Annotated in this window: 11 protein-coding genes; 5 read left to right on the top strand and 6 right to left on the bottom strand. The window is 74.9% G+C overall.

The window, feature by feature from the left end; genetic code table 11:
• Nucleotides 1–22: 22 nt before the first annotated feature.
• Complete coding sequence (locus tag ABT129_RS12885; RefSeq protein ID WP_351900185.1) at nt 23–439, bottom strand: organic hydroperoxide resistance protein; 417 nt, start codon at nt 437–439, stop codon at nt 23–25.
• 177 nt (nt 440–616) lie between these two features.
• Here ABT129_RS12885 and ABT129_RS12890 point away from each other — a divergent pair, with 177 nt between their 5' ends.
• Nucleotides 617–1,099 (top strand): MarR family winged helix-turn-helix transcriptional regulator, encoded by a 483-nt coding sequence (locus ABT129_RS12890; protein ID WP_351900187.1) that lies wholly within the window; start codon nt 617–619, stop codon nt 1,097–1,099.
• 12 nt (nt 1,100–1,111) lie between these two features.
• Here ABT129_RS12890 and ABT129_RS12895 read toward each other — a convergent pair whose 3' ends face one another.
• The 3 genes from ABT129_RS12895 to ABT129_RS12905 all read right to left on the bottom strand — a co-directional run bounded on the left by ABT129_RS12895 (nt 1,112) and on the right by ABT129_RS12905 (nt 4,289).
• Nucleotides 1,112–2,593, bottom strand: coding sequence for an MFS transporter (locus tag ABT129_RS12895; RefSeq protein ID WP_351900189.1), 1,482 nt, complete (start codon nt 2,591–2,593; stop codon nt 1,112–1,114).
• A complete protein-coding gene (locus tag ABT129_RS12900; RefSeq protein ID WP_351900191.1) occupies nt 2,590–3,195 on the bottom strand; it encodes an NAD(P)H oxidoreductase in 606 nt (201 codons plus the stop codon). The genes ABT129_RS12895 and ABT129_RS12900 overlap by 4 nt, the downstream gene beginning before the upstream one ends.
• Nucleotides 3,196–3,458: 263 nt before the next feature.
• The gene (locus ABT129_RS12905) at nt 3,459–4,289 is read right to left on the bottom strand and encodes an SDR family oxidoreductase (RefSeq protein ID WP_351900193.1); all 831 of its coding nucleotides are present in this window, start codon (nt 4,287–4,289) and stop codon (nt 3,459–3,461) included.
• Nucleotides 4,290–4,513: 224 nt separating this feature from the next.
• Here ABT129_RS12905 and ABT129_RS12910 point away from each other — a divergent pair, with 224 nt between their 5' ends.
• The 4 genes from ABT129_RS12910 (at nt 4,514) to ABT129_RS12925 (ending at nt 13,702) form a co-directional block, all read left to right on the top strand.
• Nucleotides 4,514–7,984, top strand: coding sequence for an AfsR/SARP family transcriptional regulator (locus ABT129_RS12910; RefSeq protein ID WP_351900195.1), 3,471 nt, complete (start codon nt 4,514–4,516; stop codon nt 7,982–7,984).
• 125 nt (nt 7,985–8,109) lie between these two features.
• The gene (locus ABT129_RS12915) at nt 8,110–8,556 is read left to right on the top strand and encodes a GNAT family N-acetyltransferase (protein WP_351900197.1); all 447 of its coding nucleotides are present in this window, start codon (nt 8,110–8,112) and stop codon (nt 8,554–8,556) included.
• Nucleotides 8,553–9,851 (top strand): MFS transporter, encoded by a 1,299-nt coding sequence (locus ABT129_RS12920; protein WP_502981738.1) that lies wholly within the window; start codon nt 8,553–8,555, stop codon nt 9,849–9,851. Before ABT129_RS12915 ends, ABT129_RS12920 begins: the two co-directional genes overlap by 4 nt.
• Before the next feature lie 155 nt (nt 9,852–10,006).
• On the top strand, nt 10,007–13,702 hold the full coding sequence (locus ABT129_RS12925; protein WP_351900199.1) for a S8 family serine peptidase: 3,696 nt from the start codon (nt 10,007–10,009) through the stop codon (nt 13,700–13,702).
• A 64-nt stretch (nt 13,703–13,766) separates the two neighbouring features.
• Here the strand turns inward: ABT129_RS12925 and ABT129_RS12930 are convergent, their stop codons facing one another.
• Both ABT129_RS12930 and ABT129_RS12935 read right to left on the bottom strand, forming a co-directional pair.
• A complete protein-coding gene (locus ABT129_RS12930; protein ID WP_351900201.1) occupies nt 13,767–15,227 on the bottom strand; it encodes an acyl-CoA synthetase in 1,461 nt (486 codons plus the stop codon).
• Between the two features lie 59 nt (nt 15,228–15,286).
• Complete coding sequence (locus ABT129_RS12935) at nt 15,287–16,471, bottom strand: MFS transporter (RefSeq protein WP_351900378.1); 1,185 nt, start codon at nt 16,469–16,471, stop codon at nt 15,287–15,289.
• Between the last annotated feature and the right edge of the window lie 84 nt (nt 16,472–16,555).

Here is a 16,555-nt window from a genome sequence, read left to right on the forward strand (position 1 = left end):
TCACACGGGAGGAGTCCCGTGACTACTCGACGACGAGGTCGACCTTGATGTTGCCGCGGGTCGCCTTGGAGTACGGGCAGAAGGCGTGGGTCTTCTCCAGGAGGGTCCGGCCGGCCTCGCCCTGGAGGTGGTCCGGGAACTCGGCGCGCATGATCACGGCGAGGCCGAAGCCGCCGTCCGCGGGGTCCTTGCCGATGGAGACCTCGGCGGTGATCGAGGCGTCGGAGATGTCGATCTTCTCCTGGCGGGCGACCAGGTTCATGGCGCTGGCGAAGCAGGCCGCGTACCCGGCGGCGAAGAGCTGCTCGGGGTTGGTGCCCTGACCGTTGCCGCCGAGGGCCTGGGGGTGGGCGAGGGGGAGGTCGATGTGGCCGTCGGAGCTGACGGCGCGGCCCTCGCGGCCGTTGGCGGTGGCGACGGCGGTGTAGATCGCGTCCATGGTTTCCGTTCCTGTCCTCGGGAGGGGCGGGGGTGCCGCGGTGGGGCTCGGGGCTTCTGCGCGGTGGTGCGGTGGTGCGGTGGTGCGGTGCCGCGGTGGTGCCCTTCAATTAATAGCGCACGATTCAGTTGTGCACAACTCAATCGCGCATGAGGCGCCCTCGCGTATCCTGGAGCCATGGAGACGCTCGACACGGTTCCGGACGAGGACTTCCTCCGGCTCGACCACCAGATCTGCTTCTCGCTGCACGCGGCGACCCGCGCCTTCAACGGGGTCTACCGCGAGGCCCTCAAGGAGCTCGGGCTGACCTATCCCCAGTACCTCGTGATGCTCGTCCTCTGGGAACACGGCGAACTGCCCGTGAAGGGGATCGGAGAGCGGCTGCGGCTCGACTCCGGCACCCTCTCCCCGCTGCTCAAGCGGCTGGAGGCGGCCGGACACGTCGAGCGGCGCCGCAGCCCCGAGGACGAGCGGTCCGTCACCGTGCGGCCCACCGCCGACGGGACCGCGCTGAAGGAGCGGGCCCGCGCGGTGCCGCGACGGATCGCGGCCGCGACCGGGCTCGCCCTCGAAGACATCCGTGACCTGCGGGAACGGCTCGACGCACTGGCCGTCCGGCTCGACGCCGTCGACCCGGACGACCTGAACGTCTGCCGCTGACGCGACCCGCCCTCACGTGCGGGGGACCTTCCGCAGCAGGGTCAGGACCACCGCCACCGTCACCAGGGCGAAGACCGCGCTCAGGGCCGAGGCCGAGTGCAGGGCCGTCGTGAACGCCTCCCGGGCCTGCTCCCGTACCCCCTCGTCCGGCAGGGCCAGCGCCGCGCCCACGCTCTCCTGGGCCGCCGCCGGGGCGTCCGCCGGGACACCGCCCCGGTAGACGGCGACCGCCACGCTTCCGGTGACCGCGATGCCGAGGGCGAGCCCCAGGTCGTACGCCGTCTGACCGGTCGCCGCCGCCGCGCCCGCCTTCTCGGCCGGGGCCGAGCCGACCGCGAGGGCCGTACCGAGGACGCTGATCGGGGCCGCGCCGAACATGATCACCGCGAGCCCGAGGGCGGCCGGGGTCACCCCCTCGGCCAGCCCGATCACCGCGTACCCGGCCAGCGAGACGGACAACCCGCCGGCCAGCACGTACGCCGGGCGGACCCGGCGGGCCGCGAAGGGCGTCAGCTGCGAACCGAGGATCAGGCCCGCCGCTCCCGGCAGCAGCCACAGCCCGGCCTCCAGCGGCGGGAGTCCGGCGACCGCCTGGAGGTACTGCGGGACCAGGTACTCGACGCCGTTGAGCGCGGTCATCCCCAGGAGCAGGGTGAGCAGGGCGCCGGTGAAGGCCCGGTTCGCGAAGAGCCGCAGATCGAGGAGGGGGGACTCCAGACGGTTCTGGCGGCGGACGAAGAGGGTCGTGAAGGCCACGCCCAGGGCGAAGGCGAGCGCCGCCTCGGCCGTCGGGCCGTGCGCGGCCAGCGACTTCACGCCGTACACCAGCGGCAGGACCGCGAGGAGGAAGAGCAGCACGCTGGCCGGGTCCAGGCGTCCGGGGTTCGGGTCGCGGTACTCGGGCAGCAGCAGCGGCGCCGTGACCAGCGCGATCAGCATGACCGGCAGGCCCATCAGGAAGACCGAGCCCCACCACCAGGAGGCGAGCAGCACCCCGCCGATCACCGGTCCGATCGCGAGCCCCACCGAGAGGGCCGTCACCCACATCGCGATGGCCGTGGCCCGCTGCCGGGCGTCCGTGAACATCTGGCTGATCAGGGCGAGCGTGGAGGGCAGGACCGCCGCGCCCGCTATGCCGAGGAGGGCGCGCGCCGCGATCAGCGTGCCCGCGTCCGGGGCGTACGCGGCGAGGAGCGAGGCGAGCAGGAAGCCGGCCGAACCGGCCATCAGGAGCCGGCGGCGGCCGAGCCGGTCGCCGAGCGTGCCCATGATCACCAGCGTGGCGGCGGTGAGGAAGCCGTAGATGTCGGTGATCCAGAGCAACTGGGCGCCGCTGGGCCGCAGATCCGCCGAGAGGTACGGGGTGGCCAGCCACAGCACGCCCAGGTCGGCGGTCATCAGGGTGACCGGGAGCAGGAGGACGGCGAGGCCGAGCCACTGGCGGGCGCCGGCCCGGGGCGGGGCCGGGGGCCCCGCCGTGAGGGTCGTGGTCATCGCGGGAGCCCCTTGTCCACCTCGGTGTCCGAGGCCGCGAGCAGCTCCGCGACCCGTGCGGCGCGCAACTCCTTCGCCGTGCCTGTCAGTTCCGTGCCGTAGAGGGCGCGGACCTCCGCGTCCGGGAGTCCGCAGTACGTGGAGATCCCGGTCCGCAGGAGGAGGTCGAGCACCTCCGCCATGCCGAGCCGCTCGATCTCCTCGGGTGTGCCGCCCATCAGGGCGAGCCACAGCAGGCGCCTGCCCGCGAGGCGGGGGCGGCTCCGGCCGTACGCGAAGCCGTAGTTCCACACCCGGTCGATCCAGCCCTTCAGGACGGCCGGCGGCGAGAACCACCAGACCGGGAAGACGACCAGGATGTCGTCGGCCGCCAGGATCCGCTCCATGTGGGCGTGGACCTCGGGGGAGTAGGTCTTCTCGCGGTCCTCCCAGTCCGGCTCGTCGGCCGGACGGAGGGAGGGGTCGAACCCCTCGGCGTACAGGTCGAGCAGGTCGACGGTGTGCCCTTCGGCCGTGAGGCGGGCGTGCTGACGGGCGGCGACCTGGGCGGTGAGGGAGTCGGTACGGGGGTGGGCGAGGACGAGGAGGACATGACGGGTCATGGTGGTGGGGTCCTTCGGGTGGGGGAGCCGGGGTGGACGGGCAGCGCGGGGTGGTACCCGGGGTCGCTGCCCGTGCTGAGGTGGTGCGGGGCTGTGGGGCTGCGGTGCTGAGGTGGTGCGGGGCTGTGGGGCTGCGGGGCTGCCGGGCTGCGGTGCTGCGGTGCTGAGGTGTCGCGGTGCTGTGGTGCTGGGGTGCTGGGGTGCCTGCGTGGCGCGGTGCTCCGGTTGCCGGGGGTGCGGCGGTGTCCCCGTGCCGCGGGCGGTCAGAGGCCGAGGCCGGAGCCGCCGCTCGCGTCGATGTTCTGGCCGGTGATCCAGCGGGCCTCGTCGGAGGCGAGGAAGGCGACGACATCGGCCACGTCGTCCGGCTGCCCCACCCGGTCGAAGACGGAGAAGCCGGCGGCGTGCGCCTTGGCGGCCGGGTCGGCCATCCACGGGTGGATGTCGGTCTCGATCGTGCCCGGCGAGACCGCGTTGACCGTGATGCCCCGGGAGCCGAGGGTCTGCGCGAGGGTGAGGGTCAGCACCTCGACCGCGCCCTTGGAGGCGGCGTACGAGGTCATGCCCGGGAAGGCGGTCTTGGTGACCCCGGAGGAGATGTTGACGATCCGGCCGCCGTCGCGGAGCCTGCCGAGGCCCTTCTGGATGATGAAGAACGGCGCCTTGGCGTTGATCGCGAACACCCGGTCGTAGTCGGCCTCCTCGACCTCGTGGATCAGGCCCGGGCCGGCGATCCCGGCGTTGTTCACCAGGATGTCGAGCCCGTGGTCGCCCTCGGTCTCCGCGTCGAAGGCCGCCCAGAGGGCGTCGGCGTCGCCCGGGACGCCGAGCTCCGTGCGGAGGGCGAAGGCGGAGCCGCCCGCCGCCTCGATCGCGGCCACCGTCTCCTTCGCTGCCGTCTCGTTGCTCGCGTAGTGGACGCCGACCCGGGCGCCGTCCGCGCCGAGGCGGAGCGCGATCGCCCGGCCGATGCCCCGGCTGCCGCCGGTGACGAGGGCGGTCCTCCCGGCGAGACGGCGGTGCGTGCCGGTGGTGCCGGTGGTGGTGGCGGCGGTGTCGGTGGTGGTGTCGGGGGTGTTGAGGGTGCTGCTCATGGTCCTGCTCCTCGGTTCGTCTTCGGTTCGTCTTCGGTGTGTCGCTGTCCGCTGTCCTGCTGACAGGGACGACTCTGGCGGCGGGCTGTTCGGGTCCGGCTCGGGTCCTGTTCGGGTGGGGTTCGGGCCGGGGTTCGGGGCCGGTCAGGGCGCCGGTCCGAGTGGGGCCCGGGCCGGGTCCGGGCTCCATCCGGGCCCGCCGCGGGCCGGGTTACGGTGGCCGTATGCAATTCGGGGTGCTGGGGGAGACGGCCGTACGGACCGAGGACGGCACGCCCGTCCGGGTCCCTGAGCTCAAGGTGCGGGCCCTGCTCGCCGCGCTCCTCGTCGACGCGGGCCGACCGGTCTCCGCGTACCGCCTCGTCGACGGCCTCTGGGGCGACGAACCGCCCGGCAACCCCCAGCGCGCCCTCCAGGCCAAGGTCTCCCAGCTGCGCCGCGCCCTGGAGGAGGCCGAGCCCGGCGGGCGCGCACTCGTCGTCACCCAGGCACCCGGCTACCTCCTGGCGGTACCCGAAGGGGCCCTGGACGCGCACCGGTTCGCGCGGCTCGCCGCGCGGGCCCGGGGCACGGCCGACCCGCACGCCCGGGCGCGGCTGCTCGGCGAGGCGCTCGACCTGTGGCGGGGCCCGGCCTTCGCCGACTTCGCCGAGGAACCGTTCGCGCGGGGCGCCGCCGACCGCCTGGAGGAGGAACGGCTCGTCGTGCGCGAGGCGCTGGCCGAGGCGCGCCTCGACTTGGGCGAACAGGATCTGCTTGCGGGGGAGTTGGCGGAGCTGGTCGCCCGCCACCCGCTGCGCGAACGGCTGCGGGCCGTGCAGCTGCGCGCCCTGTACCGGGCGGGCCGGCAGAGCGAGGCGCTCGCCGGGTACGAGGAGCTGCGCGCCCTCCTCGCCGACGAGCTGGGGCTCGACCCCAGCCCCGAACTGGCCGCGCTCCACGCCGCGATGCTCCGCCAGGACGCCTCGCTGTCGGCGCCCGCGCCCATGGCGGCGCCCGTGCCCACGCCGGCGCTCTCGCCCTCGCCCGCCGTTCCCTCGGCCGCTCTCTCCGCCGTCGTTCCCGCGCCCCGGCCGGCGGCGGCCGGTGGTCCCGCGCGGGGCAACCTGGTCGCGCCGCTCACCGGGATCGTCGGCCGGGACGCGGCCGTCGCCGAGGTCCGGGGACTGCTCGCCGAGCGCCGGCTCGTCACCCTCACCGGACCCGGCGGCGTCGGGAAGACCCGGCTCGCCGTGGAGGCGGCCGGACAGCTGCGCGAGGAGTTCCCGGACGGGGTGTGGCTCGTCGAGTTCGCCGGCGCGCGCGGGGAGCTCGCCGAGATCGTCGCCGCCGCGCTCGAACTCCGCGACGACGGCGCCTGGGGGCTGCGGCCCGAGGGCGAGCGGGCGCTCACCACGGGGGAGCGGCTCGCCGAGGTCCTGCGCGGCAAGCGCACCCTGCTCGTCCTCGACAACTGCGAACACGTCGTCGACGAGGCGGCCTCCCTCACCGAACTCCTGCTGCGCACCGCGCCCGGCCTCGTCGTCCTGACGACCAGCCAGGAGCCGCTCGCACTCGCCGGCGAGACGCTCTGGGCGGTGGAGCCGCTCGACGGCGACGGCGCGGTCGAGCTGTTCACGGCGCGGGCGGCGGCCTCCGCGCCCGGCTTCGGGTCCCGCGCCGCCCTCGATCCCGCCACCCGGGAGGCGGTTCGGGCCGTCTGCCGCCGCCTCGACGGCATCCCGCTCGCCCTGGAACTGGCCGCCACCCGCGTCCGCGCGCTCGGCGTGCACGGGCTCCTGGAACGGCTGGACGACCGCTTCCGGCTGCTCGACGCGGGGCTGCGGGGCGCCCCCGCCCGGCAGCAGACGCTGCGGGCGGTCATCGACTGGAGCTGGGACCTGCTGGGCGCCCCGGAGCGGACCGTCCTCCGACGCCTCGCCGTCCACGCGGAGGGCTGCTCCCTGAGCGCGGCGGAGGAGGTCTGCGCGGACGGGGACGACGGTACGGCCGGGGGTGACGGTACGGCCGGAGGGTTCGGCGCGGACGGGGGCGACGGTGCGGCCGGAGGCGTCGCCGCCGGTGACGTCCTCGGGCTGCTCGCGCGGCTCGTGGACCGGTCCCTCGTCGTGGTCGTCGACGGACCGGACGGGCCGCGCTACCGGCTCCTGGAGTCCGTCGCCGCCTACTGCCTCGACCGGCTGCGGGACGCGGGCGAGACGGAGGCCGTACGGGAACGCCACCTCGCCCACTACCTGCGGCTCGCCGAGGAGGCCGGGCCCGCGCTGCGCGGACCGGACCAGCGCCGCTTCCTCGTCCGCCTCGACGCGGAGACCCCGAACCTGCGGGCCGCCCTCGACCGGGCGCTCGCCGCCCCCGGCACCGGGCGGAACGCCGAGGTGGCGCTCCGGCTCGTCGACGCGCTCGCCTGGTACTGGATCATGCGCGGCCGCCTCGGCGAGGCGCTCCGCTCGGCGACGGCGGCGCTGCGGGCGGCGGGCGGTGGTGTCACGGAGCCGGGGGAGTCCACGGAAGCGGCGCGGGCCTGGGCCGCCACGGGAACCGAGGACGCCGTGGAAGCCGGCCGGCGTCCCGAAGTGGCCGCGCTGCGCGCCCGCGTGGGAGTCTGGCGCACCGGACTCGCCGTCATGGGCGGCGACGGCACGGACCGGCGGCGCCGGATCGCCGACGCCCTCACGGCGTACGACGGGACCGCGCCCCGGCAGCCGGCCGGCCGCCCCTGGGCGCGCTGGTTCCTCGCGCACGCGCTCTGCGGCACCGGCAGTCAGAGCGAGGGCGGCGACCTGACGGGGGAGGCGCTCGACGGCTTCCGGGAGCGCGGGGACAGCTGGGGCGAGGCGGCGGCGCTCTCGGACCGCTCGGTGCAGCGGCTCCTCGGCGGTGACGTGCCGGGCGCGGAGGAGGACGCGGCGCGCTCGGACGCGCTCTTCGACGAGCTGGGCGACGCCTGTTCCCGGCTGTGGTCGGTGTACCCGCTGGCGACCGTCGCCGAGATCCACGGGGAGTACGAGCGGGCCGACCGGCTCAAGCGGGCGGGTCTGGCGGCGGCGGAGGGCTTCGGCATGACGACCGAGGTGCCCGACCTGCTGGCCGGGCTCGGGCGTACGGCGCTGCTCAGGGGCGATCTCGCCGAGGCGCGGGCGTACCACGCGGCGGCGCGGGAGCGGGCCGCCGAGGTCGGGTTCCGCGCGGGTGAGATCAACGCGGTCCTCGGGCTCGGTCTGGGCGCCCGGCGGGAGGGCCTGGTCGAGGAGGCCGAGGGGCACATGCGGGAGGTCCTCGACTGGCACCGGGCGGTCGGGCTCGACTGCGCCAACGCGCTGATCCTGGCCGAGCTGGGTTTCTCGGCGCTCGCGCGCGGCGACGTGGCGGCGGCGCTGGAGCTCCAGGCGGAGGGGTACGGCACCGCGTCGACCTCGGGCGACCCCCGGGCGGTGGCGCTGGCCCTGGAGGGCCTGGCCTCGGCCCACGCCCTGGACGGCCGGGCGCGGGGGGCCGCGCTGCTGCTCGGTGCCGCGGCCGTCCTGCGCGCCTCGACGGGTGCGCCGCTGCCCCCGGCGGAACGCGCGGACGTCGACCGTACGGAGGCGGTGGCCCGGACGGCGCTGGGCGCCCCCGCCTTCGCGGCGGCCCACACCCACGGCGCCTCGCTGACCCACGAGGCGGCGGTGGCGGAGGCCGAACGCGCGGGGTAGGCCGGTTCGGGCGCGGGGGCGACAGGCGCAGCCACAGCCGGGGCCCTGCCCCCGCTCCCGCCCGCCCCGCTCCCGTTCACGAAAACGTAAGGATCGAAAACCGTAATCGCCCCTATACTCGCTCCATGTCCGAGTTCACCGTCCGGCGTGCCACCGCCGAGGATTCCAAGCGGCTCACCCGGCTCGTCCGGACCTCCCGTGCCTACCGGGGGGAGTACGCCGCCATGGTCGAGGGGTACCAGGTCGGTGGAGCGTACATCGAGCACCATCCCGTCTTCGTCGCCGTCGACGCGAGCGACCGCGTGCTCGGCTTCTACGCGCTCCTCGTCGACGACGCCGAGCTCGACCTCGCGTTCGTCGCCGACAGCGCGCAGGGGCAGGGCGTCGGACGGCTGCTCATGGAGCACATGACCGGGCAGGCCGGAGCCGCCGGGCTCAAGGCCGTGCGGGTCGTCGCGCATCCGCCCGCCGAGGAGTTCTACCTGCGGACCGGCGCCGTCCGCACCGGGGCCGTGCCGCCCACCGGGCACATCCACTGGGCCCGCCCCGAGCTCCGGTACGACATCGCGTGACCGCCACCGAGCCCCAGCCCCAGCCCCGGCCCGCGTCCCGGCCGGAGACCGGACCCCCGGCCCCCGAACGCCGCAGGCTCTTCGCCGACCTCACCCCGCTGCGGACCTCCGCGCACTACCGCCGCCTCTGGTTCGGCGGCACCGTCTCCTGGGTCGGGCAGGGCATGACGTCCCTGGCGATCTCCCTCCAGGTGTACGACATCACCGGATCGCCCTTCTCCGTCGGGCTCGTCGGCCTGTTCTCCCTCGTCCCGCTCGTCGTCTTCGGGCTGTACGGCGGCGCGATCGCCGACACCGTCGACCGCCGCAAGCTCGGGCTCCACAGCGCCTGCGGCTCCGCCGTCCTGTCGATCGCGCTCGCCGCCGCCGCGTTCGCCGGCTTCCACCAGGTCTGGTTCCTGTACGGGATCGTCGCCCTGCAGTCGGCGTGCACCGCGCTCAACTCGCCCGCCCGCACCGCGATGATCCCCCGGCTCCTGCCGGCCGAGCAGCTGCGCGCCGCCAACGCGCTGAACTCGATGGTCATGACCTTCGGCACCCTCGTCGGGCCCAGCCTCGGCGGCCTGATCGTCGGACTCGCCGGCTACCAGACCGCGTACCTGGTCGACGCCGTCGCCTTCTCCGCGAGCCTCTACGCGATGTGGCGGCTGCCCTCCATGCTCCCGGACCGGACCGGGAGGAAGCGCGCCTCCGTCCTCGACGGACTGCGTTTCCTCGCCACCCGTCCCAACCTGCGCATGACGTTCCTCTCGGACTTCTGCGCGATGATCCTCGCCCACCCCCGTGCCCTGTTCCCCGCCGTCGCCGTCCTCTGGTACGGCGGTGACGCCACGACCACCGGACTCCTCGTCGCCGCGCCCGCGTTCGGGGCGCTCCTCGGGGGCGTGCTCTCCGGCTGGCAGGGCCGTATCCGCCACCACGGGCAGGCGATCCTGATCGCCGTCGCCTGCTGGGGCACCGCCATCGCCGTCTTCGGGCTCACCCGGAACCTCTGGCTCGGGCTGCTCCTGCTCGCCCTCGCCGGGTACTCCGACACCGTCTCGATGATCTTCCGGAACACGATGATGCAGGTCGCCGCCCCGGACGAGATGCGCGGCCGGCTCCAGGGGGTCTTCATCGTGGTGGTCGCCGGCGGGCCCCGGCTCGGGGACTTCCTCGCCGGCTCGGTGGCCGACCTGACCTCGCCCGCCGTCGCCGTCACGGGCGGCGGAATCGCCTGCGTCCTCGCGGTCGGCGCCCTCGCCGCGTACGGGCGCGGTTTCCGCCGGTACGACGCGCTCGACCCGACTCCGTGAGCAATTCTCCCCGAACGGCACGTCCTGTTCTGGCGGTTGACCGCCACGGCACATAACCGCCAGGAGTAACGGGAGTCAACGCCCGCCCCCAGGGCCAAGACTCCTCGCGGCACCCGGAAACACCCCCGACCCCGGGTCCGCGAGGAGTTCGAACGATGCCGTCGAGGACCACACCCTTCGACAGAGGGAGGATCGCGCTGCTCGCCGCGGGCGTCTCCCTCGTGATGCTCTCGGCCGGGCAGACCGCCGCCGCCGGGACCACCGCCCCCGCCGTCCCGGACACCTTCAAGGGCGCGGCGGCGAGCACCACCGTCACCCTCGTCACCGGCGACCGCGTCACCCTCACCGACCTCGGGGGCGGACAGCGGACCGTCACCGTCGACCGGGCCGAGGGCGCCACCGGCGCGATACGGAGCCGGATCGCCGACGGCCGGGTCACCGTCATCCCCGACGAGGCCCGCCCCCACCTGGCCTCCGGCGCGCTCGACCCGCGCCTCTTCGACGTCACGGGCCTCGTGGAGCAGGGCGTCACCGGCGAACTGCCGCTGATCGTCACGTACGGCGGCAAGGGCGCGCGGACCGCCGCGGCGGCGACCCCGCGCGGCGCCGAGACCGTCCGCCCGCTGCCCAGCATCGGCGGCGCGGCCGTCACGGCCACCGACCCCGCCGCGTTCTGGCGGGACTTCACCGCGCGCACCGCCCCGAACTCCCGCGCGGCCGCCCCCGCCAAGGTCTGGCTCGACGGCCGCGTCAAGGCCGCCATGGCCGAGTCCAACGCCCAGATCGGCACCCCGAAGGCCTGGGAGGCCGGGCTCACCGGCAAGGGCGTGAAGGTCGCCGTCCTCGACAGCGGCGCCGACCTCGCCCACCCCGACCTCGCGGGCCGCGTCGCCGAGTCCAAGTCCTTCATCGCGGGCGAGGAGGTCGCCGACCGCAACGGCCACGGCACCCACGTCGCCTCCACCGTCGGCGGCAGCGGCGCCGGCTCCGAGGGCAAGGAGAAGGGCGTCGCCCCCGGCGCCACCCTCGCCGTCGGCAAGGTCCTCAGCGACGCGGGCTCCGGCTCGGAGTCGGAGATCATCGCCGGCATGGAGTGGGCCGCCAAGGACATCGACGCGAAGATCGTCTCGATGAGCCTCGGTTCCCGCGAACCGAGCGACGGCACCGACCCGATGGCCCAGGCCGTCAACGCCCTCACCGCCGAGACCGGCGCCCTCTTCGTCATCGCCGCCGGCAACTCCGGCGCCCCCGGCTCCATCGGCTCGCCCGGCGCCGCCGACTCCGCGCTCACCGTCGGCGCCGTCGACTCCGGCGACCGCGCCGCGTACTTCACCAGCCAGGGCCCCCGCCACGGCGACCAGGGCCTCAAGCCCGACCTGTCGGCGCCCGGCGTGAACATCCTCGCCGCCCGCTCCCAGCTCGTCTCCGGCAGCGGCCTCTACACCTCCATGAGCGGTACGTCGATGGCGACCCCGCACATCGCCGGTGTCGCCGCGCTGCTCGCCGAGAAGCACCCCGACTGGACCGGGCCGCGGCTCAAGGACGCGCTGATGTCCTCGTCCAGGACGCTCGACGCCTCGTCCTACGCGCTCGGCTCCGGACGGGTCGACGTCGCCGCCGCCATCGCCGCGAACATCACCGCCACCGGCTCCGCCGACCTCGGCCACGTCGCCTGGCCGTACGAGACGGGCGAGCCGGTCACCAGGACCGTCACCTACACCAACTCCTCCGACGCGCCGGTCGCGTTGGACCTCGCCGTCGAGGGCATGCCGGCCGGCGTCGCCGCCCTCGCCGACACCGCCCTCACCGTCCCCGCCCACGGCTCCGCGAGCACCACGGTGACCGGCGACGGCACCAGGGCCCCCGTCGGCCAGTCCTCCGGCCGGATCACCGCCACCGCCGGCGGCGCGCCCGTCGCGCACACCGCGCTCGGCCTGGTGAAGGAGGAGGAGCGCTACACGCTCACCGTCCACGTCAAGGACCGCGACGGCGCCCCCACCCCCGCCTACCTGGGCGTCCAGCAGCTCACCCCGGGAGTGGACCCCTTCCCGGCCTCGGTCGGCGAGTCCGGCACCCTCGAACTGCGCCTCAAGCCCGGCACGTACACCGTCGACAGCTTCCTCGACGTGCGCGGCTCCAAGGGCGCGGACTCCCTCGGCCTCGGCTTCCTCACCGAGCCGGAGATCACCCTCGACCGCGACCGCGAGATCACCCTCGACGGGCGGCGGCTGCGCGAGATCCGCGCCGAGGTCGAGAAGCGGACCGAGACCCGCCAGCTCCTGATGGAGTTCGACCGGAAGGCGAACGGCGCCTCCTACGGCGGAGCCGTCCAGGTCCCGGCCACGTACGACTCGATCTTCGCGGCGCCCACCCGCAAGCCCGCCACCGGCACCTTCGAGTACCGGACCGTCTGGCGCCTCGGCAAGCCGATGCTCGAAGCGGGCGTCGACGGCACCCGCCTCTCCGACGCCACCCCGCAGGCCGGCGGCACCCTCCTGGAGGGCGACCACCGCCTCGGCCTCGTCGACGCGGGCACCGGAACCCCCGCCGAGTACACGGGCCGCGACGCCAAGGGCAAGGCCGTCCTGGTCCGGCTGACCGAGGGCGCCGACCCGACGCTGCTCGCCCAGACCGCCCAGGACGCGGGCGCCAAGGCCCTGTTCGTCACCGACGACCGGCCCGGCCGGCTGATGAAGTGGTTCGGCACCGCCGGCTACGAGGACCGGCCGCTCGCCGTCGCCACCGTCAACACCGCCGACGCCCGGCGGCTCGCCGCCGGCGCGGCCCGCGGCAAGCGCGTGGAGCTGACCGGCACCCGCTTCACCCCGTTCACCTACGACCTCTCCGAGGGGCACCCCGGCGCCATCGGCAAGGACCTGGTCTTCCGCCCCGACCGGGACGAACTGGCCACCGTCTCCTCCACCTTCCACGCGCCCACCAAGCGCCCGGAGCTGGGCGGCGAGTTCCGCTTCTCGATCACCGACACCTTCCGGATCGGCTTCGGCTTCAAGGAGTGGATCGCCTTCCCGACCGAGCGCACCGAGTACGTCTCCACCGGCACCGGCCAGCGCTGGCACGAGTCCGTCGACCTCGGCGAATCCCTGGAGGAGCGCGGCGGCCAGTCCGTCTACCGGGGCGGCAGCCGCGTCGACCTCGACTGGTTCGGCCCCGTCTGGCACCCGTGGCTGGGCACCGGCCTCGGCTGGGGCCAGGAGCGCAGCGGCAACGACCTGCGCTTCAACACCCCCGGCTGGGGCGACTCCGGCACCGACCACACCGGCTTCGGCAACGTGTGGAGCGACGACACGATGACCCAGTACACCGAGGTGTACGTCAACGGGACCCGCGTCGACCGCAAGATGAGCTCCGGCGCCTACGCCTGGGACGCCCCGGCCGAGGAGGCCACCTACAAGGTCGTCACCGACACCGCGCTCGACCCGGCGCGCTGGCGACTGGCCGGCAAGGGCCACAGCGAGTGGACCTTCCGCTCCGCCGAGACCCCGTCGGACCGGACCACCTACCTGCCGATGCTCAACCTCGGCTTCGACGTGGACACCGACCTCAACGGTGACGTCCGCGCCGGACACAAGCTGCCCGTCGGGATCTTCGCCGAGTACGTGAAGGGCGCGACCGGCACCGGCACCATCACCGGCGGCACCCTGGAGGTCTCCTACGACGAGGGCAGGACCTGGACCGGGGTCGCCCTCAGGAAGGACCGCCACGGCGCCGCCTGGAACGGCGAACTGCGCGTCCCGCGCGGCGCGGCCTCCGTCTCGCTGCGGGCCGGCGCGAGCGACGACCGGGGCGGCTCGGTCACGCAGGAACTGATCCGCGCGGTGGGCGTGAGGTAGCAGCCGGCACCGCTCGGGACCGGGCCCCCTCCGTCGGATCGGAGGGGGCCCGGCTCCGTACGGCTCACCCCGCCCCGGGCAGCGCCTTCTTCAGGACCTTCCCCATGTCGTTGCGGGGGAGCGCGTCGAGATGGCGCACCACCCGGGGCCGCTTGTGCGGTGCCAGCAGCCCCGCCACGTGGTCGCCGAGCTCCGCCGCCGTCGGGGGCCGCGCGGCGTCCACCGGCACCACCCAGGCCACGATCCGCTCGCCGAGGTCCGGGTCCGGCTCACCGGTGACGGCCGCCTCCCGCACCCTGGGGTGGTCGAGGAGCGCGTTCTCGATCTCGCCCGCCCCGATCTTGTAGCCACCGCTCTTGATCAGGTCGGTCGCCCTGCGGCCCACCAGACGCACCGCGCCGTCCGGCTCCCGCACCGCCATGTCGCCGGTCCGGAACCAGTCGCCGTCGAAGGCCGCCGCCGTCGCCTCCGGCCGGCCCAGATAGCCGGAGAACAGGTTCGGACCGCGCACCTGCACCTCGCCGACCGTCTCCCCGTCGTACGCCCCGAGCACCGCGCCGTCGTCCTCGACCAGGCGCAGCTCCACCCCCGGCAGCGGCAGCCCGACCGTCCCCGGGCGCGGCCCCGCGCCCGGCAGGACGCTCGTGTTCATCAGCGTCTCCGTCATCCCGTACCGCTCGACGACCGTCCGGCCCGTCGCCGCCGCGATCCGCTCGTGGTCGTGGACCGGCAGCGCCGCCGAACCGGACACCAGGAGCCGCGCCCCGGCCATCGCCCGGACCAGGGCCGTGTCCCGGTCGAGCGCGTCCGCGAGCCGGTGGTACATCGTCGGTACCCCGAACAGCATCGTGCCGCCCCCGGCACCCAGCTCCCGTGCCACGCCCTCCACCGAGAACGCCCCCAGGTGCCGGACCTCGCCGCCCCGCCGCAGCGGGCCCAGGATCCCCAGGACCAGTCCGTGGACGTGGAACAGCGGCAGCGCGTGCACGAGGACGTCGTCCGCCGTCCAGGACCAGGCCCCGGCCAGCGCGTCCAGCGAGGCGGCGACCGCCCGGCGGGAGAGCAGGACGCCCTTCGGGGGCCCCGTGGTGCCGGAGGTGTAGACGATCAGGGCGGGGGACTCCGCGGCCTCCGGTCCCGGCTCGACGACCGCCGGGCCGCTCGCCGCGAGGTCGACGTCGATCCGGGGGAGCCGCCCGGCCGGCCCGGCGGGCAGCGCGTCCCCGGGCCCGGCGAGCAGCGCGTCGGGCCCGCTGTCGCCCAGGATGTGCGCCAGCTCCCGCTCGCCCGTCCGCGGATTGAGCGGGACCGCGGGCACGCCCGCGAGCAGGGCCCCCACCACCGCGACGGCCGTGTGCGCGCTCGGCGTGGCCCAGACGGCGACCCGCCGCGTGCCGCCGATCCGGGCCGCCAGGGCCCCGGCGGCCCGCTCCAGTTCGCCGTACGTCAGGGTGTCCGCGCCGCAGCGCAGCGCGGGCCGCCCCGCATCGGCTCCGGCCGCCAGGGCCGGGAAGAAGGCACTCACCGGTCGTACTCCTCGGGTCGTCGGGGGCGAGGGTCGCCGGGAGGCATTCTGCCGGTCCGTCAGGGACGGCCCGCCGTGACCTTCGTCGCCCCCGGCGCCGGCTCCTCGCCGTCCGGGCGGATCCCGCGCATCCGCCCGTACGCGTACACACAGCCCGCGAGCGCCAGGTCCGAGAGGAGCATGAAGCCGATCGAGTACGAGCCCTTGGCGCTGTAGATCGCGCCCATCACCAGCGGCGGGAGGAAGCCGCCGAGCCCGCCCATCGCGCCGACGATGCCGGTCACGCTGCCGACCTTCGCCTGCGGGGTGACCTGGGAGACCAGGGCGAAGACGGAACCGCTCGCCGTGCCGAGCCCGGCCGCCATGATGAGCAGCGCGGTCGTGCCGCCGGGGTTCAGGGGCGGGTCGAAGGCCTGCACGATCGCGAGGAGGGCGACCACGCCGAGCGCGACGGCCGTCACGAGCGCCGGGTGGACCCGGTCCGAGAGCCAGCCGCCGATCGGCCGGAAGACCACGGTGACCAGCGCGAACCCGGCCGCCTTGGTGCCCGCGTCCGTCGGGTCGAGCTCGTACCAGGTCTTCAGGTACGTCGGCAGGTAGACGCCGAACGCGACGATGCCGCCGAAGCCGATCGCGTACAGCGCCGACAGCTCCCAGGTCACCCGCAGCCGGCCCGCCGCGCCGAGCCGCGCCGCCAGGGGCTCGGTCGGCACGGGCCGGTCGGGCCGGTCCGTGATGAGGAAGGTGGCGAGCACCGCGTACGCGGCCAGCGCGACCGCCACCACGATGAACGGCAGGTTCTCGCCGTGCTTGGCGATCCGGGGCGTGAAGTAGCCGGAGAGCGCCACGCCGCCCATGCCCATGCCGAACACGCCGAGCGCCAGACCGCGCTTGGCGGGCGGGAACCAGGAGTTGACCAGCGGCACGCCGATGGCGAACGTGGTGCCGCCGAGACCGAGGAAGAAGGCGACGACCAGCATCAGGCCGTAACTGTCCTTGACCACGATGAGCAGCAGCACGGGGATGATCGTCAGCGCCGAGACGAGCGGGAACATCAGCTTCGCGCCGTACCGGTCGGTCAGCGCGCCGGCCGGGATGCGGCCGAGCGAGCCGACGAGGACGGGCACCGCCACCAGCAGGGACTGTTCGAAGGAGCTGAGCCCGAGCCGGTCGCCGTACCAGCTCGCGATCGGCGCGATCAGGTCCCACGCCCAGAAGGTGAGCGTGAAGCCGATGGTGGCCATCACCAGATTGCGGTAGGCCGCCGCTGTCGGGGGCTTGGTCTCGGTGTCCACGCCTCCAGTCAAGATCGGGGAGCGGTGCGCGGC

Origin of the sequence: Streptomyces sp. NPDC002057, assembly GCF_040296665.1 — a bacterium.
GTDB lineage: Bacteria > Actinomycetota > Actinomycetes > Streptomycetales > Streptomycetaceae > Streptomyces.

What these genes read in the sequence shown, in the direction of transcription:
- ABT129_RS12885 (WP_351900185.1), bottom strand. Translation starts at nt 439, where the DNA reads ATGGACGCGATCTACACCGCCGTCGCCACCGCCAACGGCCGCGAGGGC.
- ABT129_RS12890 (WP_351900187.1), top strand. Translation starts at nt 617, where the DNA reads ATGGAGACGCTCGACACGGTTCCGGACGAGGACTTCCTCCGGCTCGAC.
- ABT129_RS12895 (WP_351900189.1), bottom strand. Translation starts at nt 2,593, where the DNA reads ATGACCACGACCCTCACGGCGGGGCCCCCGGCCCCGCCCCGGGCCGGC.
- ABT129_RS12900 (WP_351900191.1), bottom strand. Translation starts at nt 3,195, where the DNA reads ATGACCCGTCATGTCCTCCTCGTCCTCGCCCACCCCCGTACCGACTCC.
- ABT129_RS12905 (WP_351900193.1), bottom strand. Translation starts at nt 4,289, where the DNA reads ATGAGCAGCACCCTCAACACCCCCGACACCACCACCGACACCGCCGCC.
- ABT129_RS12910 (WP_351900195.1), top strand. Translation starts at nt 4,514, where the DNA reads ATGCAATTCGGGGTGCTGGGGGAGACGGCCGTACGGACCGAGGACGGC.
- ABT129_RS12915 (WP_351900197.1), top strand. Translation starts at nt 8,110, where the DNA reads ATGTCCGAGTTCACCGTCCGGCGTGCCACCGCCGAGGATTCCAAGCGG.
- ABT129_RS12925 (WP_351900199.1), top strand. Translation starts at nt 10,007, where the DNA reads ATGCCGTCGAGGACCACACCCTTCGACAGAGGGAGGATCGCGCTGCTC.
- ABT129_RS12935 (WP_351900378.1), bottom strand. Translation starts at nt 16,471, where the DNA reads ATGGCCACCATCGGCTTCACGCTCACCTTCTGGGCGTGGGACCTGATC.